The organism is Micromonospora sp. NPDC047762, from assembly GCF_043204655.1.
Taxonomy (GTDB): domain Bacteria; phylum Actinomycetota; class Actinomycetes; order Mycobacteriales; family Micromonosporaceae; genus Micromonospora.
Window position 1 is genome coordinate 15,850 of record NZ_JBIDCQ010000015.1, and the last position, 24,207, is coordinate 40,056.

18 protein-coding genes are annotated in these 24,207 nt (G+C 72.6%); 11 read left to right on the top strand and 7 right to left on the bottom strand.

Annotated features, from left to right (window positions below; genetic code table 11):
• The first annotated feature begins 60 nt into the window (after positions 1-60).
• A complete protein-coding gene (locus ACGF3C_RS32310) occupies positions 61-1,431 on the top strand; it encodes a cystathionine beta-synthase (RefSeq protein WP_355005636.1) in 1,371 nt (456 codons plus the stop codon).
• A 162-nt stretch (positions 1,432-1,593) separates the two neighbouring features.
• Here ACGF3C_RS32310 and ACGF3C_RS32315 read toward each other — a convergent pair whose 3' ends face one another.
• The 4 genes from ACGF3C_RS32315 to ACGF3C_RS32330 form a co-directional block, all read right to left on the bottom strand.
• Entirely contained in the window at positions 1,594-2,103 is a 510-nt protein-coding gene (locus tag ACGF3C_RS32315; protein WP_357222529.1) for a GNAT family N-acetyltransferase, read from the bottom strand.
• A complete protein-coding gene (locus ACGF3C_RS32320) occupies positions 2,100-3,029 on the bottom strand; it encodes a ribonuclease Z (RefSeq protein WP_357222527.1) in 930 nt (309 codons plus the stop codon). The genes ACGF3C_RS32315 and ACGF3C_RS32320 overlap by 4 nt, the downstream gene beginning before the upstream one ends.
• 511 nt (positions 3,030-3,540) lie before the next feature.
• Positions 3,541-4,203: a peptide-methionine (S)-S-oxide reductase MsrA gene (msrA, locus tag ACGF3C_RS32325; RefSeq protein WP_355005633.1), complete on the bottom strand. Its 663-nt coding sequence runs from the start codon at positions 4,201-4,203 to the stop codon at positions 3,541-3,543.
• Positions 4,204-4,278: 75 nt separating this feature from the next.
• Positions 4,279-4,701 carry an HIT family protein gene (locus ACGF3C_RS32330; protein WP_357196754.1) on the bottom strand — a complete coding sequence of 141 codons (423 nt, stop codon included), beginning with the start codon at positions 4,699-4,701 and terminating at the stop codon, positions 4,279-4,281.
• Between the two features lie 141 nt (positions 4,702-4,842).
• Between ACGF3C_RS32330 and ACGF3C_RS32335 the strand changes: the two genes are divergently transcribed.
• The 4 genes from ACGF3C_RS32335 (at position 4,843) to ilvA (ending at position 9,846) form a co-directional block, all read left to right on the top strand.
• On the top strand, positions 4,843-5,892 hold the full coding sequence (locus ACGF3C_RS32335; RefSeq protein WP_357222520.1) for a hypothetical protein: 1,050 nt from the start codon (positions 4,843-4,845) through the stop codon (positions 5,890-5,892).
• A 99-nt stretch (positions 5,893-5,991) separates the two neighbouring features.
• A complete protein-coding gene (locus tag ACGF3C_RS32340) occupies positions 5,992-7,134 on the top strand; it encodes a cystathionine gamma-synthase (protein WP_355005630.1) in 1,143 nt (380 codons plus the stop codon).
• A 13-nt stretch (positions 7,135-7,147) separates the two neighbouring features.
• Entirely contained in the window at positions 7,148-8,557 is a 1,410-nt protein-coding gene (locus ACGF3C_RS32345; RefSeq protein WP_393227520.1) for an amidase, read from the top strand.
• A gap of 68 nt (positions 8,558-8,625) precedes the next feature.
• Complete coding sequence (gene ilvA / locus ACGF3C_RS32350; protein WP_357196763.1) at positions 8,626-9,846, top strand: threonine ammonia-lyase; 1,221 nt, start codon at positions 8,626-8,628, stop codon at positions 9,844-9,846.
• 97 nt (positions 9,847-9,943) lie between these two features.
• On the opposite strand, the gene greA is transcribed toward ilvA, so the two are convergent.
• The gene (gene greA / locus ACGF3C_RS32355) at positions 9,944-10,441 is read right to left on the bottom strand and encodes a transcription elongation factor GreA (protein WP_357196766.1); all 498 of its coding nucleotides are present in this window, start codon (positions 10,439-10,441) and stop codon (positions 9,944-9,946) included.
• A 156-nt stretch (positions 10,442-10,597) separates the two neighbouring features.
• Positions 10,598-11,038: a DUF4307 domain-containing protein gene (locus tag ACGF3C_RS32360; protein WP_393227522.1), complete on the bottom strand. Its 441-nt coding sequence runs from the start codon at positions 11,036-11,038 to the stop codon at positions 10,598-10,600.
• Between the two features lie 203 nt (positions 11,039-11,241).
• Here ACGF3C_RS32360 and mca point away from each other — a divergent pair, with 203 nt between their 5' ends.
• From mca to purE, 6 genes are all read left to right on the top strand, one after another.
• Positions 11,242-12,123 (top strand): mycothiol conjugate amidase Mca, encoded by an 882-nt coding sequence (mca, locus tag ACGF3C_RS32365; protein WP_393227524.1) that lies wholly within the window; start codon positions 11,242-11,244, stop codon positions 12,121-12,123.
• 48 nt (positions 12,124-12,171) lie between these two features.
• Entirely contained in the window at positions 12,172-12,465 is a 294-nt protein-coding gene (locus ACGF3C_RS32370) for a hypothetical protein (RefSeq protein ID WP_393227526.1), read from the top strand.
• 179 nt (positions 12,466-12,644) lie between these two features.
• The gene (locus ACGF3C_RS32375; RefSeq protein WP_357228940.1) at positions 12,645-15,176 is read left to right on the top strand and encodes a bifunctional diguanylate cyclase/phosphodiesterase; all 2,532 of its coding nucleotides are present in this window, start codon (positions 12,645-12,647) and stop codon (positions 15,174-15,176) included.
• 52 nt (positions 15,177-15,228) lie between these two features.
• The gene (locus ACGF3C_RS32380) at positions 15,229-17,265 is read left to right on the top strand and encodes a thioredoxin domain-containing protein (protein ID WP_393227528.1); all 2,037 of its coding nucleotides are present in this window, start codon (positions 15,229-15,231) and stop codon (positions 17,263-17,265) included.
• 121 nt (positions 17,266-17,386) lie between these two features.
• On the top strand, positions 17,387-18,562 hold the full coding sequence (locus ACGF3C_RS32385; protein ID WP_357228934.1) for a 5-(carboxyamino)imidazole ribonucleotide synthase: 1,176 nt from the start codon (positions 17,387-17,389) through the stop codon (positions 18,560-18,562).
• A gap of 32 nt (positions 18,563-18,594) precedes the next feature.
• The gene (purE, locus tag ACGF3C_RS32390; RefSeq protein WP_355005621.1) at positions 18,595-19,092 is read left to right on the top strand and encodes a 5-(carboxyamino)imidazole ribonucleotide mutase; all 498 of its coding nucleotides are present in this window, start codon (positions 18,595-18,597) and stop codon (positions 19,090-19,092) included.
• Positions 19,093-19,253: 161 nt separating this feature from the next.
• Here the strand turns inward: purE and ACGF3C_RS32395 are convergent, their stop codons facing one another.
• Positions 19,254-24,149, bottom strand: a complete 4,896-nt coding sequence (locus ACGF3C_RS32395) for an SCO7613 C-terminal domain-containing membrane protein (RefSeq protein ID WP_393227530.1) — start codon at positions 24,147-24,149, stop codon at positions 19,254-19,256.
• Between the last annotated feature and the right edge of the window lie 58 nt (positions 24,150-24,207).

The window sequence follows — 24,207 nt, forward strand, 5'->3', positions numbered from 1 at the left end:
GGGCGGTGAGCAATCGTCTTCCCGGTCGCCCACCGCCGGCGCCGCAACGAAGGGCACACCGTGCAGTACTACGACAACGTCGTCGACATGATCGGAAACACCCCGCTGGTGCGTCTGCGTAACGTCACCGAGGGCATCCAGGCCACAGTGTTGGCCAAGGTGGAGTACGTCAACCCGGGCGGCTCGGTGAAGGACCGGATCGCGCTGCGGATGGTGGAGGACGCCGAGGCCGCCGGCCTGCTCAAGCCCGGTGGCACCATCGTCGAGCCGACCAGCGGCAACACCGGTGTCGGGTTGGCCCTGGTGGCCCAGCTCAAGGGCTACAAGTGCGTCTTCGTCTGCCCCGACAAGGTCAGCCAGGACAAGCAGGACGTGCTCCGGGCGTACGGCGCCGAGGTGGTGGTCTGCCCGACCGCCGTAGCGCCGGAGGACCCGCGCTCGTACTACAACGTCTCGGACCGGCTGACCCGGGAGATCCCCGGCGCCTGGAAGCCCAACCAGTACAGCAACCCGGCCAACCCGCGCTCGCACTACGAGACGACCGGTCCGGAGCTGTGGAAGCAGACCGACGGCGAACTCACCCACTTCGTGACCGGCGTCGGCACCGGCGGCACCATCTCCGGCATCGGCCGCTACCTCAAGGAGGCGTCCGAGGGTCGGGTGCGCGTCATCGGGGCCGACCCGGAGGGCTCTGTCTACTCCGGGGGCACCGGCCGTCCGTACCTGGTGGAGGGCGTCGGCGAGGACTTCTGGCCGGAGACGTACGACCGGGGTGTCGCCGACGAGATCGTGGAGGTCTCCGACAAGGCGTCCTTCGAGATGACCCGGCGACTGGCCCGCGAGGAGGGGCTGCTGGTCGGCGGTTCCTGCGGCATGGCGGTGGTCGCCGCTCTGGAGGTCGCCCGCCGGGCCGGTCCGGACGACGTGGTGGTGGTGCTGCTGCCCGACGGCGGCCGCGGCTACCTCTCCAAGATCTTCAACGACTCGTGGATGGCCCGGTACGGCTTCCTCGACAACTCGGGCGCAGAGCCGACGGTGGCCGACGCGCTGGCCAGCAAGCCGGGCGGCCTGCCCGAGCTGGTGCACGTGCACCCGACCGAGACCGTCCGCGACGCGATCGACTACATGCGCGAGTACGGCGTCTCGCAGCTGCCGGTGCTCAAGGCCGAGCCGCCGGTGGTGACCGGTGAGGTCGCCGGCTCGATCGCCGAGCGGGACCTGCTCGACGCGCTGTTCACCGGCCAGGCCCACCTGCACGACACGATCGAGCGGCACATGGGCGACCCGCTGCCGATGATCGGCGGTGGTCAGCCGGTGAGCGAGGCGGTGGGCATGTTGGAGAAGTCCGACGCCGCGCTGGTCCTCGTCGACGGCAAGCCCAAGGGCGTCCTGACCCGCCAAGACCTCCTGTCCCACCTGGGAGCCCACTAACCCCCCCCCCCGCCCCGCGCCCCCCCGCCCCGCGCCCCCCGCCCCCGCCCCCCGCCTCGTCGATCTTGCACTTACTGTCGCCCGAACGCGGCTCTTGTCAGGTTTTGTCCCGACAGGAAGTGCAAGATCGGCGCGGGTTGGGTGGGGGCGGGGTGGGGTGGGTTAGAGGGGGCGGGTGTAGCGGATCTGGGGCGTTAGGGCGTTGCCTATGTGTTCCGCGCGCTCGGCGCCGGTGGGGGTCCAGCCGCCGCGTTCGTAGAAGGAACGGGCGTGGGCGTTGTCCCGTAGCACCCAGAGCACGGCACGCCGCCAGCCCTGCGCCCGCATGGCATCCAGGGCGTCCACCATCAGGGTGCGGCCGACGCCACGGCCCTGCTCGGCAGGGTCGAGGTGGATCGCGTTGAGCAGCCCGGTGGCGGGGTCGTCCTCGTCGTCCGGGCCCAGGTGGCTGAACCCGACCAGCGCCCCGGCCCGCTCGGCCACTGTCATCCGGTGGGTGTCCCGCTCCCAGATCCACCGCTCGACCCAGTACCGCCCCATCGCCTCCGGTGTCGGGTCGGCCAGTGCCTCGGCCGGCACGAAGGCGGAGTACGCGGCGACCCGGGAGCGCTGGTGCAGGGCACCCACCGCCATCAGGTCGCCTTCGGTCGCGGGGCGGAGCGTGACGGTCACCCGGCCGAGGCTACCCGGCGGGGCGGAACCTGCACCGTGGTCAGATCCTCGGCGATGATCAGTTCGCCGTCGAAGTGCGCGCGCGCCTCGTCGTGAAACCGGCGTGGGTCGGGATAGCGCTGGGAGAAGTGGGTGAGTACGAGCCGGCGTACCCCGGACTCGGTCGCCACCCGGGCGGCCTGCGCCGCGGTCAGGTGGCCGACCTCGGCGGCGAGCGCGGCCTCCGACTCCAGGAACGTCGACTCGATGACCAGCAGGTCGGCGTGCTCGGCGAGGGCGTACACCCCGTCGCAGAGGCCGGTGTCCATCACGAACGCGAACCGCTGCCCCGGCCGGGGCACGCCCACGTCGGCCCGGGTGACGCGGCGCCCGTCGAGGTCCAGGTGCCCGACGCGGATCAGCTCGCCGACGGCCGGCCCGGCGATGCCGTACGCGGCCAGCTTCTCCGGCAGCATCCGGTGCCCGTCCGGCTCGACCAGCCGGTAACCGTACGTCTCGATGGGGTGCCGGAGCCGGCGTGCCTCCAGCGTGCCGCAGCGCAGGGCGATCCGCTGCCCGTCCGCCTCGATGGGCTCGACCCGCAGCTCGGCGGTCTCGTAGAACGAGGTGGCGTACCGCAGCCGGGCGAAGTATTCGGCGCCGCCGGCGGGAAAGTGCACAGCGACCGGGTGGGCCACCCGGTCCAGGGAGAGCCGCTGGATGGTGCCGGGCAGGCCCAGGCAGTGGTCGCCGTGGAAGTGGGTGACGCAGATCCGGGTCAGGTCGGTGGCGGTGACGGTGGTGTGCAGGAGCTGGCGCTGGCTGCCCTCACCCGGGTCGAAGAGGATCACCTCGTCGTCCCAACGCAACACGTACCCGTTGTGGTTGCGCTGACGGGTCGGCGCCTGGCTGGCCGTCCCCAGCACCACCAGCTCGCGCATGGACATCGCCACTCCCGCGGATATGGAGCGACCCCCGGGGCGCTCCGCGCATGTGCGCGGGCCGGCTGGACTTGGCCGGCACCCCGGGGGTCGGGTGGCTGTCGTGGATTCGCCGCACCGCTGCCACACGGTCTCGACGATGGTGCTTTTGCCCGCCTCGCGGCAGACCGATCACTGTCGAGGACAGCGGCTAGCTGACAGCCACCTCACGAGTCCGATTGCTATACAAGTCTGGACCACCTCCTTTCACGTGTACGGCCACGTTATCGAGTTCTCGTCGGGCTCGGCAACGGATTTCGATCACAGGGCCGAACGGGAATGCCCGGACACCTCCGGGGGCGGCCGAACGGCGGTGGCTCAGGTGGCGGAGGTCGGGTCGGCGTACCCCATCGCCCTCATCTTCGCCGCGGTGAAGACGACCAGGATCTCGTCGCCCGACCCGCTGCGAAACGGGTTGGAGCCGCACAGCTGTCGGGGCGCGGCGAGCGCCGCACCCCGACAGAATGGTGCGTCGTGGTCAGCCGCCGACTCGGGCCACGCCGACCGGGCAGCTCAGCCCGTTCGGGCCGTGGTTGCAGTACCCGTTCGGGTTCTTGGTCGGCGCGAGGTACTGCTGGTGGTAGTCCTCGGCGAAGTAGTAGCTGCCGAGCGGGGCGATCTCAGTGGTGATCGCACCCTTGCCGGCCCGCGTCACGATCGGCTGGAACGCGTCGCGGGACGACTCAGCGATGGTCCGCTGCTCGTCGGTGGTCGTGTAGATGGCCGAGCGGTACTGGGTGCCCACGTCGTTGCCCTGGCGCATGCCCTGGGTCGGGTCGTGGTTCTCCCAGAAGACCTTCAGCAGATCCTCATAGTTGATCTTGCTGGGGTCGTACACCACCTGGACGACCTCGGCGTGCCCGGTCCGGCCGGAACACGTCTCCTCGTACGTCGGGTTCTTGGTGATGCCACCCGCGTAGCCGGCGGAGGTGGTGTAGACGCCGGGCAGCGTCCAGAACAGCCGCTCGGCACCCCAGAAACAGCCCATGCCGAAGACCGCGACCTGGAGGCCCTCAGGGAACGGGCCCTGCAACGGCGTGCCCAGCACCTCGTGGCGGTCGGCGACCGGCATGGCGATCGGACGGCCCGGCAGGGCCTGGTCGGGCGAGACCATATCGGCGTTCATACGGCGCAAAAACACGGTGGGATCTCCTCTCGTACCTCTCCCAGCGTGTAACACCGGAGGGTCCAGCTTCCTTACCCGCGTGACCGTCAGTCAGGCCCCGCCGGGCAGTGCTGCCGCGATCCGGTCCGCGTACGTCTGGGCTTCGGTGTCGTCGTCGTACCTCGTGCGCGGCCAGAAGAAGCCCCGCAACCCGTCGCCCTTGGTGCGCGGGACCACGTGGGTGTGCAGGTGGGGCACCGATTGGGACACCTTGTTGTTCATCGCCACGAACGTCCCACCGGCGCCGAGGGCGGTCTCCACCGCCACCGCCAGCCGCTGAACCATGGCGAAGTAGGCGGGCAGCAGATCGGCCGGCAACTCCGCCAGGGTCACCAGGTGCGGCCGGGGCACCACCAGGACATGCCCCTTGAACACCGGCCGGGTGTCCAGGAACGCCACCCCGTCCGGGGTGTCGGCCACCCGGAACGCCGGCACCTCGCCCGTCACGATCCCGCAGAACACGCAACCGCTCATCGGGCCAGGCTATGCCGGCGGCCTCGCGGGTCATGGCGCCCCCCACGCCTGAACCGGCTGTGGTAGTCATCTGCGTGAATGAATGAGCGCGGGGCGATCCCGGCCGTCGGCGTCCGCGTCGACGCTCTGAGAGGACGAAGCTTGCAGATCAGAAGAGGTCTCACCCTGGCGCTGGCGGCGCTGACCGCCGGGCTGCTCACCGGCGCGGCCCCGGGCCACGCCCAGGCGGCCGCCGCGCAGACCGCCACCCCACTGCCGCTGAACACGGTGGCCGACGTGGTGTCGGCCGGTGACCGGGTCTTCGTCAGCGGTGGCAGCTCCGCCACCGATGTCGTGGTGACCAGCGCGACAGGCACTGTGCTCGGCACGCTGTCGGGCCTGCCCGGCCCCACCGAGCTGATGCTCAGCGCCGACCGGCGGACCCTCTACGTGGCGTTGCCCACCGCCAACGCCATCGCCGCCTTCGACACCGGCTCGCTGGTCGAGTCGGCCCGGTACGACACCGGCGCGGGCGAGTGCCCGTCGTCGCTGGCATTGACCGGCCGGTACCTGTGGTTCGGCTACGGCTGTGGCCAGGGGGACGGCAACATCGGCCGGATCGACCTGGGACGCCAGCCGGCCCGGGTGGCCACGGGGGTGGCCGTCGGCCAGTACTTCTACGGCGCTCCGCTGCTCGCTGCCGCCAGCCAGAACCGCTCGGTGCTGCTGGTCGGGCAGCCGGGGTTGAGCCCCGCTTCGGTGTACGCGTACGACATCGGTGTCGGAGGCGCACTGAGCACACCCAGGACCAATGCCTTCAGCGCGGTCGGCAGCAACCTCCGTGACGTCGCCCTCGACCCGACCGGCACCACCCTCTACACGGCCGCCGGTTCACCGCCCCTGGTGCAGGCGTTCCCGTTCACCGAGATCGCCACGCCCAGCGCGACGTACGCCACCGGCCCGTACCCGCGCGCCGTCGAGCTGTCGCGTCTCGGCACCCGGATCGCCGCCGGTGCCCACGCCTACTACGCCCCGGACGTCTTCGTCTTCGCCCTGGACGGCACCGAACTGGCCCGCTACGAGCTGGGTGATGAGCTCCCAGCCGGAGGACTGGCCTGGTCGCCGAACGGAGCCCGGGTCTACGCGGTCAGCTGGGACTGGACCGGAGCCCGTCCGGCGATGCTGCACGTGCTGCCGGTCCCGGCCGGCTGACGGGATCGCCCTGGCGCGGGGCCGGGCCGGAAGGTCCGGCCCCCACCGGGAGCGCGGGTTCCGTTCCAGCCCTCGGGACGGGGCACTAGCCTCACCAGAATGAGTCACGGCTTCGAGACGCTCGCCATCCACGCCGGTCAGGACCCCGAGGCCCGCACCGGCGCGGTGATACCACCGATCTACCAGACCAGCACGTACGCCCAGGACGCCGTCGGCGCACCTCGCCTCGGCTACGAGTACAGCCGCTCCGGCAACCCGACCCGTGACGCGCTCCAGGAGTGCCTGGCGGCGCTGGAGGGCGGGCCGGTCGGTCTCGCCTTCGCCAGCGGCCTCGCGGCGGAGGACACCCTGCTGCGGGCCGTGTGCCAGCCCGGTGACCACGTGGTGATCCCGGACGACGCGTACGGCGGCACGTACCGGCTCTTCGCCCGGGTCGCGCAGCGCTGGGGCCTGGAGTTCAGCCCGGCCAAGGTCTCCGACCCGGACGCGGTCCGGGCGGCGGTGCAGCCCGGCCGCACGAAGATCGTCTGGGTGGAGACGCCGACCAACCCGCTGCTCGGCATCGCCGACATCGCCGCCCTGGCCGCCGTGGCACACGACGCGGGCGCCCTGCTGGTGGTGGACAACACCTTCGCCTCGCCGTACCTCCAGCAGCCGATCGCCTTCGGCGCGGACGTGGTGGTGCACTCGACCACCAAGTACGTCGGCGGGCACTCCGACGTGGTCGGTGGCGCCCTCGTCGTCGCCGACGCCGGGCTCGGCGAGGAGTTGCGCTACCACCAGAACGCGATGGGCGCGATCAACGGGCCGTTCGACGCCTGGCTCACCCTGCGCGGCATCAAGACCCTCGGGGTACGCATGGATCGGCACTGCGACAACGCCGAGCGGCTCGCCGCGTACCTCGACGGTCACGCCAAGGTCGCCCAGGTGCTCTATCCGGGGCTGCCCTCGCACCCCGGTCACGAGGTGGCCGCCAAGCAGATGCGCCGGTTCGGCGGCATGATCTCGTTCCGCGCCGCCGGTGGTGAGGACCACGCCGTCGAGATCTGCAACCGGGCCAAGCTCTTCGTGCTCGCCGAGTCGCTGGGTGGTGTGGAATCCCTGATCGAGCACCCGGGTCGGATGACACACGCAAGTGCTGCCGGCTCGCCGCTTGAAGTTCCCGGCGATCTCGTGCGACTGTCTGTCGGCATCGAGACGGTCGACGACCTACTCGCCGATCTGGAGCAGGCGCTGGGCTGACCGCTGGGGAAGGATGGCCGTGCAGGACATCATGGCGACCTGGGTCGGAGCGACCGCCAAGCAGATCGCCCGGGGCGTACGTCGAGGTGACGTCTCGGCGACCCAGGTCGTCGCCGACCACCTCGAGTACATCTCCCGAGCCGACCGTGAGCTGGCCGCGTTCCGCGCCGTTCGCGGCGGTGAGGCGATCACCGAGGCGGAGAAGGTCGACGAGCAGGAGGACCTGGCCAACCTGCCGCTGGCCGGGGTTCCGGTGGCGGTCAAGGAGAACACCCCGGTCGCCGGCCTGCCCACCTGGAACGGGTCGGCGGCCGCCCGCACCGACGTGGCGGAGGCCGACCACGAGGTGGTGCGTCGGCTGCGCGGCGCCGGCGCGGTGATCCTCGGCGTGACCCGGATGCCGGAGCTGGGGCTGTGGGCGCTCACCGACGACGACAGCGCGGTGACCCGTAACCCGTGGGACAGCACACGTACCCCCGGTGGGTCCTCCGGTGGTGCCGCCGCCGCGGTCGCGGCCGGGCTGGTGCCGATGGCGCACGGGAACGACGGTCTCGGCTCGATCCGGATTCCGGCGGCCTGCTGCGGACTCGTCGGGCTCAAGCCGGGTCGGGGCGTGGTGCCCTGCCAGCTCGGGGCGGACGACTGGTTCGGCCTCACCGAGCACGGCATGTTGACCAGCACGGTCGCCGACGCGGCGGTCGGCTTCTCGGTGCTCGCCGGCCGGCGTCCCGAGAAGCTGGTCCCCCCGCAGCGGCTGCGGGTGGGTGTCTCGCTGCGCTCCCCGGTGCGTGGTGTCGCACCGGACGCGCCCAACCGGGACGCGGTCGCCGCCGCCGGTCGGCTCCTCGCCGCCGCCGGGCACGACACCGTGCCGGCCGATCCGGTCTACCCGACCGCGCTCGGCCTGCAGGGCATCGCCACCTGGTTCGCCGCTGCCGCGACCGACGTCCGGGCCTCCGGTCTGGACCGGCGGGGGCTGCAACGGCGTACCCGGCGACACGTCGCGCTCGGCGAGTGGGCGCAGCGTCGCGGCTACGTGCGGGAGGCGGACCGGGCCGCCTGGCGGCAACGGTCGGTCGACTTCTTCACCGATCACTCGGTCGACCTGCTCCTCACCCCGGCGCTGGCCAGCGCGCCACCGGAGGCGGCCCGCTGGTCGGAGCGGTCCTGGCGGGCGAACATGACAGCCAACATCCGGTACGCGCCGTACGCCGCACCCTGGAACATCGCCGGCCTGCCGGCGGTCGTCGTCCCGGTCGGACGCCGCCCCGACGGTCTGCCGGTCGCCGTGCAGCTGGTCGGTCCGCCCGGCTCGGAGCTGCTGCTGCTCGGTGTGGCAGGGCAGTTCGAGATGGCCGCCCCGTGGACGCGCCACGCCCCCGGTTATCCCCGCGTCGAAACGGGGTCGACGGCCACCGCGTGATCGTCTTCCGCACGCCTCGCACCGGTGTCGCCGCAGGGTGCCCCGGGGGCGAATGGCACGATCGGGGCATGACGGAACTGGTCGGTCTCGACGACGTGCGGGCCGCACGGGAGTTGCTCGCTGGCGTCACCCGCACCACCCCACTCGAGCCCTCCCGGCCGCTCAGCGCGGCGCTGGGCGGGCCGACGTGGCTCAAGTGCGAGAACGTGCAGCGTGCCGGCTCGTACAAGGTGCGGGGCGCGTACGTGCGGATCTCCCGGTTGTCGGCCGCGGAGCGGGAGCGCGGGGTGGTCGCGGCGAGCGCGGGCAACCACGCGCAGGGCGTAGCTCTCGCCGCCGGCCTGGTCGGCACGCACGCCACCGTCTTCATGCCGGTCAACGCGCCGCTGCCGAAGGTGGCCGCCACGAAGGGGTACGGCGCGCAGGTCGAGTTGGCCGGGAACACGGTCGACGAGTCGCTGGTCGCGGCGCACACGTACGCCGAGCGCACCGGCGCGGTGCTGATCCACCCGTTCGACCACCCTGATGTGATCGCCGGTCAGGGCACTGTGGCGCTGGAGATCCTCGAACAGTGCCCGGAGGTGAAGACGATCATCACCGGGGTGGGTGGCGGCGGTCTGATCTCGGGCATGGCGGTGGCCGCCAAGGCGTTGCGCCCGGACGTCCGGATCATCGGCGTGCAGGCGGCCGGGGCGGCGGCGTTCCCGCCCTCACTGGTGGCCGGGGAACCGGTCCGGCTGCCCATCTTCTCCACCATCGCCGACGGCATCGCGGTCGGCCGGCCGGGCGAGATCACCTTCAATCACGTGCGCAAGCTGGTCGACGAGATCGTCACGGTCTCCGAGGAGGACATCTCCCGGGCCCTGCTGATGCTGCTGGAGCGGGGCAAGCAGGTGGTCGAGCCGGCCGGTGCGGTCGGTGTGGCCGCGCTGCTGGCCGGTGTGGTCGAGGTGGAGACGCCGGTGGTCGCGGTGCTCTCCGGCGGCAACATCGACCCGCTGCTGATGATGCGGGTGATCGAGCACGGGTTGGCCGCGGCGGGCCGCTACCTGCGGGTGACAGTGCGCTGTTCGGATCGGCCGGGGCAGCTCGCGTCGCTGCTCAGCCAGATCGCCGAGCACCGGGCCAACGTGGTGGACGTGGAACACCAGCGGGCCAACCCGCACCTCAGCCTCGGCGAGGTGGAGGTGGCGCTGTCGGTGGAGACCCGTGGTGTCGAGCATTCGGACACCCTGATCAGCGCCCTGCGGGCCAGCGGCTACCAGGTGGTCTTCGCGGCCGAGGCGTGACACCTGTGGGTGCCACGCCTCGGATGCGCGGTGTGTCGGCAGCGGGGTGCCGGCGTCGGTCGACCCGGTCGGAAGCGGGTGACGCGATCGGCGACGGTCAGCCGGAGAACGGCTCGAAGCTGACCACCGTCACCTTGATGTCGGCGCCGCTGGGGGCCGTGTAGGTGCAGGTCTGCCCGGCGCGGCCGCCCAGGATCGCCTTGCCCAGCGCGGACTCGGGGCTGTAGACGGTCAGGTCGGTGGTGGCGGCGATCTCCCGGGAACCGAGCAGGAAGGTCTCGGTGTCGTTCGTGTCGTCGTCGAAGTAGATCGTCACCACCATGCCGGGCGACACCGCGTCCGCCGTCGGCGCCGCGCCGACCTTCGCGGTGCGCAGCAGCTCCTGGAGGTAGCGGATGCGGCCCTCGGCCTTGCCCTGCTCCTCGCGGGCGGCGTGGTAGCCGCCGTTCTCCTTCAGGTCGCCCTCTTCGCGCCGAGCGTTGATCTCGGCTGCGATCACCGGGCGGTTGGCGATGTGCTCGTCGAGCTCGGCCTGGAGGCGGTCGTACGCGTCCTGGGACAGCCAGGTGGCGGGCGCCTCGTTGCCAGTGGACACAGGCGTTCTCCTCAGTTGTGCGTGGCTGGCTGACAGGTGAACTACCAAGTTACCAGTGCGGTACGACACAGCGTGTCGGCCATCACCGCCGGTGTCCGGATCACACACCGGGCGTGAACGCCCCGGCGGCCCCACTTTTGGTGCTGTTTGGGCAGCTCAGGACGGTGCTCGGCAGCGCAGGACCTCACCGATGAACGGCCGCGCGGTGGTCGTCAGGCGGTGCCGGGTCGTGACGTGCCGATCCCCGGGGTCGGCGGTGACGGTGACTTCTTCGCGGCCGACCTCGGCGCCGGCACGGTCCCGGGCACGCAGCACGCAGACCGCTGATCCACCGGACGGGACCGTCACCCGAAAATCGACAAGCACCTGCTTGTCCGTGATGTCGGTGTAGGTGATCACCTGGGCGTCGTAGACCGGGTCGCCGTACTGGCGGTAGAGCCGGACCGAGATCACGGTCAGCGTCGCTACGAGCGCGAGCAGTGCCAGCGCGGCCATCAGCGTACGGCGGCGCTTTCCGCCCGGTGCCCGACGGCGGCCGTAGCGCCCGGCCGGGAATACCGGCGCGCCTGGTGAAATTGTGGCGTGCGTCTCGGTCACCGGCGGGTATCTCCTGGCGTTGTTGTCGGCGGCATCGGCAAGAATGACAGAGCCCCATCCTCCCACCCGGTCCAGCGGCAGGAATGGCAGGTCATGCCCGGCGCTGGTGGCCGGTGACAGGGTGCGGTGAAGAAAGATCCCGGCAGGTCAGCCGGTCGAGCCCGGTCGGGTCCACCGTCCGGCACAGACGAGGAGCGCCGAAGTTGGCAGAGCAACTGCGTCTCATGGCCGTGCACGCGCACCCGGACGACGAGTCGAGCAAGGGCGCGGCGACGACGGCGAAATATGTCGCTCAGGGGGTGGACGTCCTGGTCGTGACGTGCACCGGTGGCGAGCGCGGGAGCGTGCTCAACCCCAAGCTCGACCGACCCGACGTGTGGGCGAACATCGGCGAGATCCGGCGTGCCGAGATGGACGCCGCACGGGCGATCCTCGGCGTCGACCAGGCCTGGCTGGGCTTCGTCGACTCGGGTCTGCCCGAGGGCGATCCGCTGCCGCCGCTGCCCGAGGGCTGTTTCGCCCTCCAGGACGTCGAGGTCGCCGCGGGCCCGCTGGTGCGGTTGATGCGCGAGTTCCGTCCGCACGTGGTGACCACGTACGACGAGGAGGGTGGCTACCCGCACCCGGACCACATCATGTGCCACAAGGTGAGCGTGGCCGCGTTCGAGGCCGCCGGTGACTCGGAGCGCTACCCGGAGCTGGGCACGCCCTGGCAGCCACTGAAGCTCTACTACGACATCGGCTTCTCCAAGGGCAAGATCATGGCCTTGCACGAGGGCATGCTCGCCGCCGGTCTGGAGTCGCCCTACGAGGAGTGGCTCAAGCGGTGGGAGGACCGCCCCGACAAGGGCCCGCGGATCACCACCCGGGTCGAGTGCGCCGAATACTTCCCGGTCCGCGATGACGCGCTGCGCGCCCACGCCACCCAGGTCGACCCGGACGGCTTCTGGTTCCACGTCCCGATGGAGCTCCAGCGGCGCGCCTGGCCGACCGAGGATTACGAGCTGGCGCGCTCGATGGTCGACAGCCCGCTGCCAGAGTCCGATCTCTTCGCCGGGGTGCGGGAGACGGCGCACGCGCGCTGATTCCCGGCAGGGCTACCCTGGTTACCAACCGCACATCGGAGGAACGCCATGCTGACCGCTGCCCAGGTGCTCGCGGAGAACAACTTCGGGGACACCCGCACGGGTGGTCTGGCCGGGCCGATGGGCCTCTTCCTCATCCTGCTGCTGGCCACCGCGACCATTCTGCTGATCCGCAACATGAACGCTCGGCTGCGCCGTCTGCCGGAGCGTTTCCCCACGCAGTCCGGGCCGACCGACCCGAGCAGGGCCGATGCGGCAGTCGTCGATCCGACAGACGGGACCGGGGGGCGTGATTCATCCACGCCCGCTCCCAACGGGCACCAGCAGCACCTGAACGGGTAGTCCGCGCGTGAATCACGCCGAACCGGGTGGTCGCCCCCTGTTGCGACCACCCGGTTTGGCTTAGCCTTCCGCCGGGGGGACCAAAAGTCTCCGAGCCGTGTGCGGGAGGGGGCGCCGATGACCAGCACAGCACCGGCCGCCCACCGCGACGTCGGTCGGTCGGCTGACGGGGGAGGTCGATGACCTCCGGTCCGGCCGACGACCCGTTCGATCGGCTCGGGGTGCGTGGCACACCGGGCCGGGTGCTCGTGCTCACCGCCGCCGTCACGCTGACCGCCCTGGCCGCCGCCGCGGTCGGGCTGACCCTCCCGGTCCGGCTGCCGGCCGACGACCCCCTCGGCGGTCCGGCCCGTTTCGGCATCGCCGTCGCCGTCCTGGCCCTCGCCCAGCTCGCCCGGCTGCGATTCCGTTCGGCCGCCGGCATGGTCAGCATCACCTGGGGCGAGGCGGCCCTGATCGTCTGCCTCTACCTGACTCCAGCCGGCTGGCTCCCGTCCGCCACGCTGCTCGGCACCGGGTTGGCCTGGACGCTGCTGTCACTGCACAGCGACCGCCGTCCGGCCCTGGAGATCGTCCGGATCGCCGCTTCGCTGGCCGCCGCGTCCGCACTGGCCGTCTCCGTGACCACCGCGCTCGGGCGGCCCCTGCTCTCGCCACCCACCCCGATCCTGGCGCTGGCCGTGATCGCCGGTTCGGTGACGTACCTCCTGGTGACCGCCTGGCTGGGCGGCGTGACGCTGGGTCTGCGGCACGGGCTGCCGATCGGGCCGCCGCTGCTCGCCGCACTGCGTGGCAAGCTGCTGATGTTCGTCGGCAACGTGGCGGTCGGCCTCGTGGTGGTCGCCCTTCTGGAACTCGACCCGCGCTGGTTGCTGTTGCTACCGCCGCTGCTGTGGCTGTTGCAGCAGACCTACCGTTACCGGCTGCGCTCCGATCAGGAGCGGCGCACCTGGCGTGCCTTCGCCGAGGCCACCGCGGCCCTCAACCAGCTCGACGAGCGGGGCGTGGCCAGCGCGGCGGTCACCGGGGCGCTGACCCTGTTCAACGCCGAGCTGGTGGACGTCGACGTGGCCCGGGCCGACGGCCGGTGGCACCGCTACCGGGGCGACGCCAGCGGTCAGCTGGTCGACCGGGAGACCAGCCCGCCGGACCAGTCGGAGCCGGACGAGCACGAGCTGAGCCGGGCGCTGTCGGTCGGCGCCACGCCGGTCGGTCGGCTGCGGGTGCGGTTCCCCCGCTCGGCCCCACCCACGGCCCGGGAACGTGACGCGGTGGCCGCGTTCGGCGACGCCCTCGCCGCCGCTCTGCACGACGCCGCGACCCACCACGAGCTGCGGCTGGTGACCGCCCGTTCGTCGTACGAGGCGGTGCACGACCCGCTCACCGGGCTCGCCAACCGGGCGGCGATGCTGAGCAAGGGCGACCAGTCGCTGCGACAGCTCGGCCACGACCACCCGGTGGCGCTGTTGCTGCTGGACATCAACCAGTTCAAGGAAGTCAACGACACCCTCGGTCACGCGGCGGGTGACCAGCTGCTGCGACTGACCGCGAACCGGCTCAACGCGCTGGTCCGCGCCGGTGACCTGCTCGGTCGACTCGGTGGCGACGAGTTCGCCCTGCTGCTCACGGCGGTGCCCGTGCTCGGCGACCGGGCCGCCCCGATGGCCCACGCGCTGCGTCAGGCCCGCGAGATCGCCGAACGGCTGGCCGCACCGACCGAGGTGGCCGGCGTACGGATGTCCATCGAGGTCTCGGTCGGGGTGGTGGTGGCCGCCGCGGGCACCGCGGACCTGACCGAGCTGCTGCGTCGGGCCGACATCGCGATGTACCAGGCCAAGGAGGGCGGTGGCAACGTCGCCGCGTACGACGGCGCACGCGACGCGGCCAGCACCGACCAGCTCGCCCTGCTGGCCGAGCTGCGTGAGGCGTTGACGGTCGACGATCAGCTGGTGCTGGCGTTGCAGCCGGCTGTCGACCTGGCCACGGGTGCGCCCACCGGGGTGGAGGCGCTGATCCGTTGGCAGCACCCCAGGCGTGGGTGGCTGAACCCCGCCGACTTCATCCGGCCGGTGGAGAACAGCGAGCAGCTCGGCGCCTTCACCCGCTACGTGCTGAACAAGGCGCTCAGTGTGGCCGCCGGTTGGGCCCGGGACGGGCTGGACGTGCCGATCTCGGTCAACCTCTCGGCGCGCAGCCTGCTCGATCCCCGGTTGCCGGCGGAGATCGCCGAGGCGTTGCGCCGCCACCAGGTGCCGCCGCACCGGCTCGTGCTGGAAATCACCGAGACGGTGGTGATGAGCGAGCTGGAGGTCATCGACGAGGTGCTGGCGACGCTCCGATCGATGGGCGTGCAACTCGCTGTCGACGACTTCGGCACCGGCTTCTCGTCACTGACCTTCCTCACCCGGATCGCGGTGGACGAGTTGAAGGTGGACCGTTCCTTCGTCATCCGGATGGCCGACTCGCCGGAGGCCGCCGCGATCGTCCGGACAACCGTCGGCCTCGCTCACGAGTTGGGGTTGCGGGTGGTCGCCGAAGGGGTGGAGACCGCCGAGCAGCGAATGGCCCTGGCCGAGTTGGGCTGCACCTCCGCGCAGGGTTACCACTTCTTCAAACCCATGCCGGCGGACAAGATCGGCGCGGTGCTGGGGTCGCTGCGCGACTCGGCGGAGTCGAACGTGTTCCGGCTCCGCGCCGACGGCGCGTCCTGACCGTCCGGGTGGAGCCCGCGCGGTCCGCCCCCGGGCTGGCTATGGTCGTCAGGTGAACCGACTCGCCGAGGCCACCAGTCCGTACCTGCTCCAGCACGCCGACAACCCGGTCGACTGGTGGCAGTGGTCGGACGAGGCGTTCGCCGAAGCGAAGCGGCGGGACGTTCCGGTGCTCATCTCGGTGGGCTACGCGGCCTGCCACTGGTGCCACGTCATGGCGCACGAGTCGTTCGAGAACGAGCAGGTCGGTGCCCTGATGAACGACAACTTCGTGTCGATCAAGGTGGATCGTGAGGAACGTCCGGACGTGGACGCGGTCTACATGACCGCCACCCAGGCGATGACCGGCCAGGGCGGTTGGCCGATGACCGTCTTCGCCACCCCGGACGGCACCCCGTTCTTCTGCGGCACCTACTTCCCGCGACCCAACTTCGTCCAGTTGCTCCAGTCGGTCGCCACCGCCTGGCGGGAGCAGCGCGAGGCGGTGCTGGGCCAGGGTGCCGCCGTGGTCGAGGCGATCGGCGGCGCGCAGGCCGTGGGCGGCCCCACCGCGCCGCTGGACGCCCCGCTGCTCGACGCGGCGGCCGCGAAGCTTGCCGGCGAGTACGACGCCACGAACGGCGGGTTCGGTGGCGCCCCGAAGTTTCCGCCGCACATGAACCTGCTCTTCCTGCTGCGTCACCACCAGCGCACCGGTGACCCGGGCAGCCTGGAGATCACCCGGCACACGGCCGAGGCGATGGCCCGGGGCGGCCTCTACGACCAGCTCGCGGGCGGCTTCGCCAGGTACTCGGTGGACGCGCACTGGACGGTGCCGCACTTCGAGAAGATGCTCTACGACAACGCGCTGCTGCTGCGGCTCTACACCCAGCTGTGGCGACTCACCGGTGACCCGCTGGCCCGCCGGGTGGCCCGCGACACCGCCCGGTTCCTCGCCGACGAGCTGCACCGGCCCGGGCAGGGGTTCGCGTCCGCACTGGACGCCGACACCGAAGGCGTCGAGGGGCTCACCTACGCCTGGACGCCGACGCAGCTCGTGGAGGCGTTGGGCGAGGAGGACGGCCGGTTCGCCGCCGACCTGTTCACCGTCACCGACGACGGCACCTTCGAGAAGGGCATGAGCGTGCTGCGGCTCGCCCGGGACGTGGACGACGCCGCGCCCGAGGTGCGCGCCCGCTGGCAGCAGGTGGTCGGGCGACTCCTCGCCGCCCGGGACACCCGCCCCCAGCCGGCCCTCGACGACAAGGTGGTGGCCGCCTGGAACGGTCTGGCGATCACCGCCATCGCCGAGTTCCAGCAGGTCGCCGCCGTGTACGCGTCCCCGCAGGACGAGGACGCCAACCTGATGGACGGCGTCACCATCGTCGCCGACGGGGCGATGCGCCAGGCCGCCGAGCACCTGGCCGCCGTACACCTGGTGGACGGCCGGCTGCGCCGGGTCTCCCGGGACGGCAAGGTCGGCGAGCCGGCCGGTGTCCTGGAGGACTACGGCTGTGTTGCCGAGGCCTTCTGCGCGCTGCACCAACTCACCGGCGAGGGCCGCTGGCTGACCCTGGCCGGCGAGCTGCTGGACACCGCCCTGGCGCACTTCGCCGCGCCCGGTGGCGCCTTCTACGACACCGCCGACGACGCGGAGCGGCTGGTCGCCCGCCCGGCCGACCCGACCGACAACGCCACCCCGTCCGGCCGGTCGGCGTTGATCGCCGGGCTGGTGGCGTACTCGGCGCTGACCGGGGAGACGCGCTACCGGGAGGCCGCCGAAGCGGCCCTCGGCACTGTCGCGCCGATCGTCGGTAAGCACCCCCGGTTCACCGGGTACGCGGCAACCGTCGGCGAGGCGTTGCTCTCCGGGCCGTACGAGATCGCCGTGGTCACCGACGACCCGGCCGGCGATCCCCTGGTGGCCGCCGCCCGCCGGCACGCGCCGCCCGGAGCGGTGGTCGTCGCCGGGCGTCCGGACCAGCCGGGCGTTCCGCTGCTCGCCGACCGTCCGCTGGTCGAGGGGCGGTCCGCCGCGTACGTCTGCCGGGGTTTCGTCTGCCAGCGGCCGGTCACCTCGGTCGAGGAGCTGGTAGCCGAACTGGGCTGAGCGCACGGCCACGCCCGGTAGTCGCCCGCCCCGCCCGCCGGGTGGTCCCGCCAGCGCTCCCGAGGCGGGTCGCCGGCCCTCCCGGTGGGCCCGTCGACGGCCCGGATAGGCTGGCCGCGCTATGGATTCCCGTACCGGTCTGCCAGTTGTCGGCATGGTGGGTGGCGGCCAGTTGGCCCGAATGACCCACCAGGCCGCGATCGCCCTCGGCCAGTCACTGCGTGTGCTCGCGACCGCCCCTGACGACGGCGCGGCGCTGGTCGCCGCCGACGTCCAGTACGGCGACCACACCGACCTGGCCGCGCTGCGCACCTTCGCCAAGGGCTGCGACGTCGTCACCTTCGACCACGAGCACGTGCCCACCGAGCACATCCGCACGCTGACGGCGGAAGGGGTGCCCCTCTACCCGCCGGCCGACGCGCTGCTGCACGCGCAGGACAAGCAGGTCATGCGGGAACGCCTGACCGAGCTGGGTGCGCCCAACCCGGCCTGGCGGCCGGTTGCCGAGCCCGCCGACCTCGTCGGCTTCGGCGAGCAGGTCGGCTGGCCGGTGGTCCTCAAGGCGGCTCGGGGTGGGTACGACGGCCGGGGCGTCTGGATGGTCGACGACGCCGCCCAGGCCACCGAGTTGGCGACCACGCTGCTCGCTGGCGGCACCCGGCTGATCGTCGAGGAGCGGGTGCCGCTGCGGCGGGAGCTGGCCGTGCAGGTGGCCCGTTCGCCGTTCGGTCAGGTGGCCGCGTACCCCGTGGTCGAGACCGTGCAGCGCGACGGCATCAACGTGGAGGTCCTCGCCCCGGCCCCCGGCCTGGACGAGGAGCTGGCGGTCTCCGCTCAGCAGCTCGCCATCGACCTGGCCACCGCGCTCGGTGTGATCGGCCTGCTGGCCGTGGAGCTGTTCGAGGTGCGCGACGACGCCGGCCGGCCCGCGATCGTGGTCAACGAGCTGGCGATGCGACCGCACAACTCCGGTCACTGGACCATCGAGGGTGCCCGGACTTCGCAGTTCGAGCAGCACCTGCGGGCCGTGCTGGACTACCCGATGGGTGACACCGCGCTGACCGCCCCGGTGGTGGTGTCGGCGAACGTGCTCGGCGGTGAGCCGGGCGGGATGTCGATCGACGAGCGGTTGCACCACCTCTTCGCCGCCGAGCCGGGTGCCAAGGTGCACCTGTACGGCAAGCAGGTGCGACCTGGCCGCAAGATCGGGCACGTCACCGTGCTCGGTGACGACCTGGACGACCTGCGGGCGCGGGCCGCACGCGCCGCGCGCTGGCTGCGCGAGGGCCACGAGTGAGCCACGGTTTCGGGAACGACGAAGGGGCAGCAGTGAGCACCGTTGGCTTGATCATGGGCAGCGACTCGGACTGGCCGACCATGCGGGCCGCGGCCGAGGTGTTGGACGACTTCGGCGTGGCGTACGAGGTCCGGGTGATCTCGGCGCACCGGACTCCGGTCGCGATGATCGAGTACGGGCGCGACGCTGCCGACCGGGGCCTCAAGGTGATCATCGCGGGGGCCGGGGGTGCCGCCGCGCTGCCTGGCATGGTGGCCTCGGTGACGCCACTGCCGGTGATCGGCGTGCCGGTGCCGCTGAAGCACCTCGACGGCATGGACTCGCTGCTGTCCATCGTGCAGATGCCGGCCGGGATCCCGGTCGCCACCGTGTCGATCGGCAACGCCCGCAACGCCGGCCTGCTCGCCGTACGGATCCTCGGTGCCGCCGACGAGGGCCTGCGCGCCAAGATGGCGACCTACCAGCAGGACCTGGAGAAGCTGGTAGCAACAAAGGAAGCCGCCCTCCAAGCAACCCTGCCCCAGCCCTAACCCCCCACAGCCCCGCCCCAGCCCTCGCGCCGCGACCCCCGCCCCGCCCCGCCCCCGCGATCTTGCACTTGCGGTCGTTGTTCTGCGGCTTATACGCCTTATGCCGCAACAGAAAGTGCAAGATCGCGTAAGGCCCACTCACCCCGCCGTGGCCCTCCGGTTTATCTCATGCCGCGCAGGGCGGTCTGTAGGCGTTCCTGGGCGCGGCGGCGGCGCTCGTTGCTTGCGCCGAGCACCAGCAGCAGGATGCCCACCGGGATCAGCGCCAACCACGGGCCCAGGCTGAACAGGGCGTGGATCGCCGTGATCGCGGTGACCGACGCGCCGACGATCACCGGGGCCTGCTGTCGACTGGACGAGCCGAAGATAAGCACCGCGACCGCGCCGAGCAGCAGGAGCATCTGCCGCACCGTGCTGGACTCGGTGGCCAGCACGATCGCCAGCGTCGGCACGAAGGCCGCTACCAGCGCCGGGCCGTACGCCACCCAACTGCTCATGTCGGGCCGGTGGCGCAGCTCCAGGACGCCGACGAGGAGGGCCAGCACGGCGAACGGCAGCGTGTACGCCTCGGGCAGCGCCACGTCGGCGACTCGCATCAGGATCCACCACGCGGTGATCTCACAGACCACCACCGCCCAGAACAGGATCCGGCGTTCCACCGGTCGGCGACCGGGTCGGGTCGCCGCCACCCCGAGGACAGCGCCCCAGGCGGCCAGCAGGGCGGCGATGTGGCGGGGCGAGTCGAAGGCGAGGGCCAACGCGATCAGCGCGGCAGCGTACCCGGTCCACTCCACAGTGGAGGCCTCTCGCTGCGCCTCGGGGCGGCGCAAGCGGGGCACTGTCGCGGCGAGCACCTGTAGGACCGCGCCGACGGCGAGCACTCCGAACGCCGACCAGACCGCCGCCAGCCCGGCGACCAGGCCGACGGTGAGCACGAAGAGCTGCGCCATGAGTGAGGCGAAGAGCCAGCCGAGGATGCGCGCCCGCTGGGTGGTGCCGAACAGCGCGGCCACCGCGCCCACCCCGACCGCGCTGCCCAGTGTGAACAGGGTCATCTGCCGGTCGGCCAGGCTGCCGGCGAGCCCGGCGCTGCCACCGGCCAGACCGATGGCGAACACCAGCACCCGGGCCAGCCGCAGCGAGCGTGCCCGCTCGACCAGCGCCGGCGGTGGGGTCAGTGCGAGACCGAGCATCGCGATGGTGAAGACGGAGAGCGCGGCGACGGTGCTGGCGGGCCAGCCCTGGCCCAGCGCGATGGGTGCGATCAGCAGCGTGACGGCCGCCCCGGGCAGCACCACTGGCACGGCCCGGGAACGCCGCCCGCCGCTGAACCCGGTGGCGGCCAGCGCGGCGGTCGCGGTGAGCAGCAGCGCCGTCAGCACGTGGGTCGGGTTGACCACGTCCGGTGGAGGGGTGAGCAGCTCCGGCGGCGGGCCCTGCCAGATCCGGGTGAGTGTGCGGTGCGGCTCGACCAGGGCGGTGACCAGCGCGGGTGCTATCGAGGCGAGCGCCAGGGCGGTCGGCAGCGCCGCCGCGGCCAACGCACCCGCGGCCGGGTTGACCCGCCACCGCCGTCGTTCCGCGTCGTCCGGCAGCCGCCGCAGGGCCCCGTCGAGTCGGACCGCCCAGCGCCGGACCGGCTGGGCCGCGCCGGTGGGCGGCACGGTGGCCGCGCGGATCAGTTCGGCCAGTACGCCGAGCAGGGCGGCGGCGGCCGCGTAGACGCCGGCGGCGAGGCCGGTGGGGATGGCGGCGAGGGCGCTGATGGTGGCCCCGCCGACGACCGCCACGCTGACCCAGGGCAGATATTGCGGCACCAGTCGGCGGACCGCTGCCACGGCGGCCAGGCCGAGGCTGGTCGCGGCCAGCGCGGCGGTCAGCACCACCTGCGCCGAGTGGTCGAACTCGGCGGACAGTGCCGCCACCGCACCCGGGAGGGCCAGCAGAGCGGCACCGATCGCCGCGCCGCCGATCTGCGCCAGGTGCGGCGGCATGCCCTCGGTGTCGATGTCGGCGACCTGTGGACCGGCGAGGACGCGGGCCAGCGTGGCCACCACCACGCCGATCAGCGCGATGCTGCCCAGCGCCAGGGCCGTGGTCCACGGGCGGACCAGCCCGGCTCCGGCAGCGTGCAGCGCGACGACCCCGGCCACAGTGGCCCGGGACAGCCCGGCGCGCGCCTCCTCCGTGGCCACCGCGGCCACGCCGAACACGGTGGCGACCATTCCGCCGACCAGGACCGGTGACCACCAGGCCAGATCGAATGCGGCCGGTGCGCCGATCGTGGCGAGTACCACCGCCACACCGGACACGTCCCAGCGCCACGGCGGCGGGAGCAGGATGCCGGCGGCGAGGGCCAGCAGTGCCAGCGCGACCGGCGCCTGCCAGGTGGCACCGCCGACGGGGGCGGCCGGCCAGTCGCTCAGGTCGCCCCTCCAGATCGGGCCGGGGGTGGCCAGCACGCCGACCCCGCCGCGCACCGCCGTCCAGCCGGCGAGGACGCCGATCAGGACGCCGCCGACGGTGAGGCCGAGGATCGGACCGCGTCGCCACTCCTCCGGCATGCTGCGGGCGGCCACGGCGACCACCAGGAGCAGGGCGGCGGCCACCGCCAGCTGCCCGCCGGGGGCGAGCACCGCCCCGATCCGTACCAGCGTGGCGATCAGGGCGGTGGTGACCGCAGCGGCGGCCAGGTCCGAGCCGTCGAGGGTGAGGTCGGCGCGACGGCCGGCGTCGATGGAGGGGGCCAGGAAGAGCAGCACCGCCGCGACCAGCAGGAGCGCGCCCACCCAGGCGTCGGCGACGGTTGCGCCGGGCGCCCCGAACGCGGCGGCGGTGACCATCAGCGCGCCCAACCCGGTGCCGACCGACAGCGGAACGGGGATGTGGCGCTGGGAGACCTGCACGACGGCCGCGTAGCCCAGTGTCACGCAGACCGCCAGGAAGCTGGCCGCCAGGATCGGAACGGTCACCTCGCGCAGGCTCGCCGGGGTGAGGAGCGGGTCGTTCGGCATGGTCGCGGCCACGAACGCCGCCACCGCCCCGGGCAGCGCGAACGCGGCCCCACCGGCGGCCCAGGCGGTGACCGTCTCGGAGGCGGCCGAGGCGATCCGGATCCGGGGCGCCAGCGTGACCAGCGTGCCGGCCGCGAACAGGGTGATCAGGACCGCGGCGGTGAGGGTGGGGCTGGCCAGGCTGGCACCCGCGCCGAACAGGCCGACAACGGCCGCCCCGATGGCGTGCGCCACAGCGGCTCGGTCGGTGCGGGCGGACAGCCCGATGACCCCGATGCCGATCGCGGTGATCACCATTGGCCAGGGGGCCGTCGCCCAGCCGAGACCGAACGAGGCCGGAACGGCGAGCGCGGTGAGCGCCGCGCCGGCGACCGCGAACTCCCGGCGGATCTCGGTGGGCAGGGCCAGCACCGCCGCGATGGTGAGCAGGAACGCGGCACCCGCGAGCTGCCAGGTCGTCGGCCCGACGGCGGCGGCCAGCTCGCCCGGGTATCGGCTGAGGTCGGGGTTCCAGGCGGGCAGTGCCGCCCGGACCGGTGCCACCCCGGCGCGTAGCGCGCCGCCGGCGACCACCAGACCACTGACGGTCAGCGCCACCGCTGAGGCCAACTGTGGGCCACGTCGGGCCGCTTCCGGGACTGCGCGCACCGCCAGCCCGGTCACGGTGATGACCGCCGCGATCAGCAGCAGCGCCCGGCCAGGGAGTGCCACCGAGGCGATCCGGCTGAGCGAGCCGATCACCGCCAGGGTGAGGATGCCGGCCGCGACGTCCGGCAGCGGCGGGCGCCGCAGCACCAACGCGCCGGCCAGCCCGATCACGGCGGCGAGCAGCAGCACCACCCCGGCGCCGGTAGCGGTCGGCACGGTCTGTGCCCGCAGCAGGGCGGTGACCGCGTACGCCAGCGAGACGGCGACCGCCAGGGCGTGCAGCAACCAGGTCAGCTCACGCAGGCCGGGCACCGGCCTGGTGGGCTGCGGGTCAGTCGCGCCGCCGCTGGCGTCGATCAGCTCGGCGGCCTCCTCCGGGTCGCCCTCCGGCCGGCTCTCGGCGTCTCGTTGGCGGGGCGCGGGCGGCGTGCCCGGCGATGGCAGGTCCTGCCGGACCTGGCGTTCGACGGTCACGCCGGAGCGGGCCAGGCCGAGGTTGACGAGGGCGACCAGGGCCAGCACCAGCGCCCAGCCGCCCGGGCCGGTGATCTGGTCGTACGCCAGCAGCGGCAGCACCGGCTGGGCGGCGAGCACGGTGGCGAAGCGGGGCGCGCGCAGACCGGTCCAACCGGCGTACCCGAAAGCGACGGCGGCGGTGACCGCGAAGATCACCCCGGCGAAGACCGTGCCGGAGCCGCCGCCGACGCCGATCCGGTCCACCGCCCAGAGGGCGTTGCCGGCGAGCGGCACCAGCAGCAGGCCGACCGCGGCGATGGTCTCGGCGGTCGAGGTGAGCCCGCGCCGGGCCAGTGCCGGCGGGGCGAGCAGCATCAGCACGGTGGCCAGGAGCAGGATGCCGAGCCGGGCCAGCGCGTCCATCGAGCTGGTGGCCACCGCGGCGAAGACCACGGCGGCGACGCCGAGGAGCAGCGCGCCCAGCCCCAGCGGGATGTTCTGCACCTCGCGCGAGGACGCCTCCGGCGGGTGCTCCGGGTCGTCCACGTCCAGCCAGGCGGCCCGGGGCGGGGGCGGCGGCGGGTCCTCCGGGGCGGGCGGAGTGCCCTGGCGGGGCACCCGGGGCGGCGCTCCCATGGTGGCGGTCGGTGGCCGCCGGCCGGGGCGGCGGCGCAGCACCCGGCGTGGCCGGGTGGCCTGCTTGAGCCGCTCCTCGCTGGCGTGGGCGAGGATGTCCCGCTGGAAGAGCGCGGCCTGCATCTTGGCGGCGATCTGCCGCTGCTCGCGGGCGATGGCGGCGTCGCGCGCCTTCATCTCCGCGATCGAACGCTCAATGTCGGCCAGGTGCTCGGCCCACTGTGGTTGATCTGCCCCACAGTGCGGGCATCGAACGGCCGGCTTGATCTCCCGGCCGCACGAGGAGCATTGAAAGGTCGCCACGACACCCCTCCACCCGCACTGTGGACTCCCACTGTCGCAGCATGCCCAAAGCTGGCGC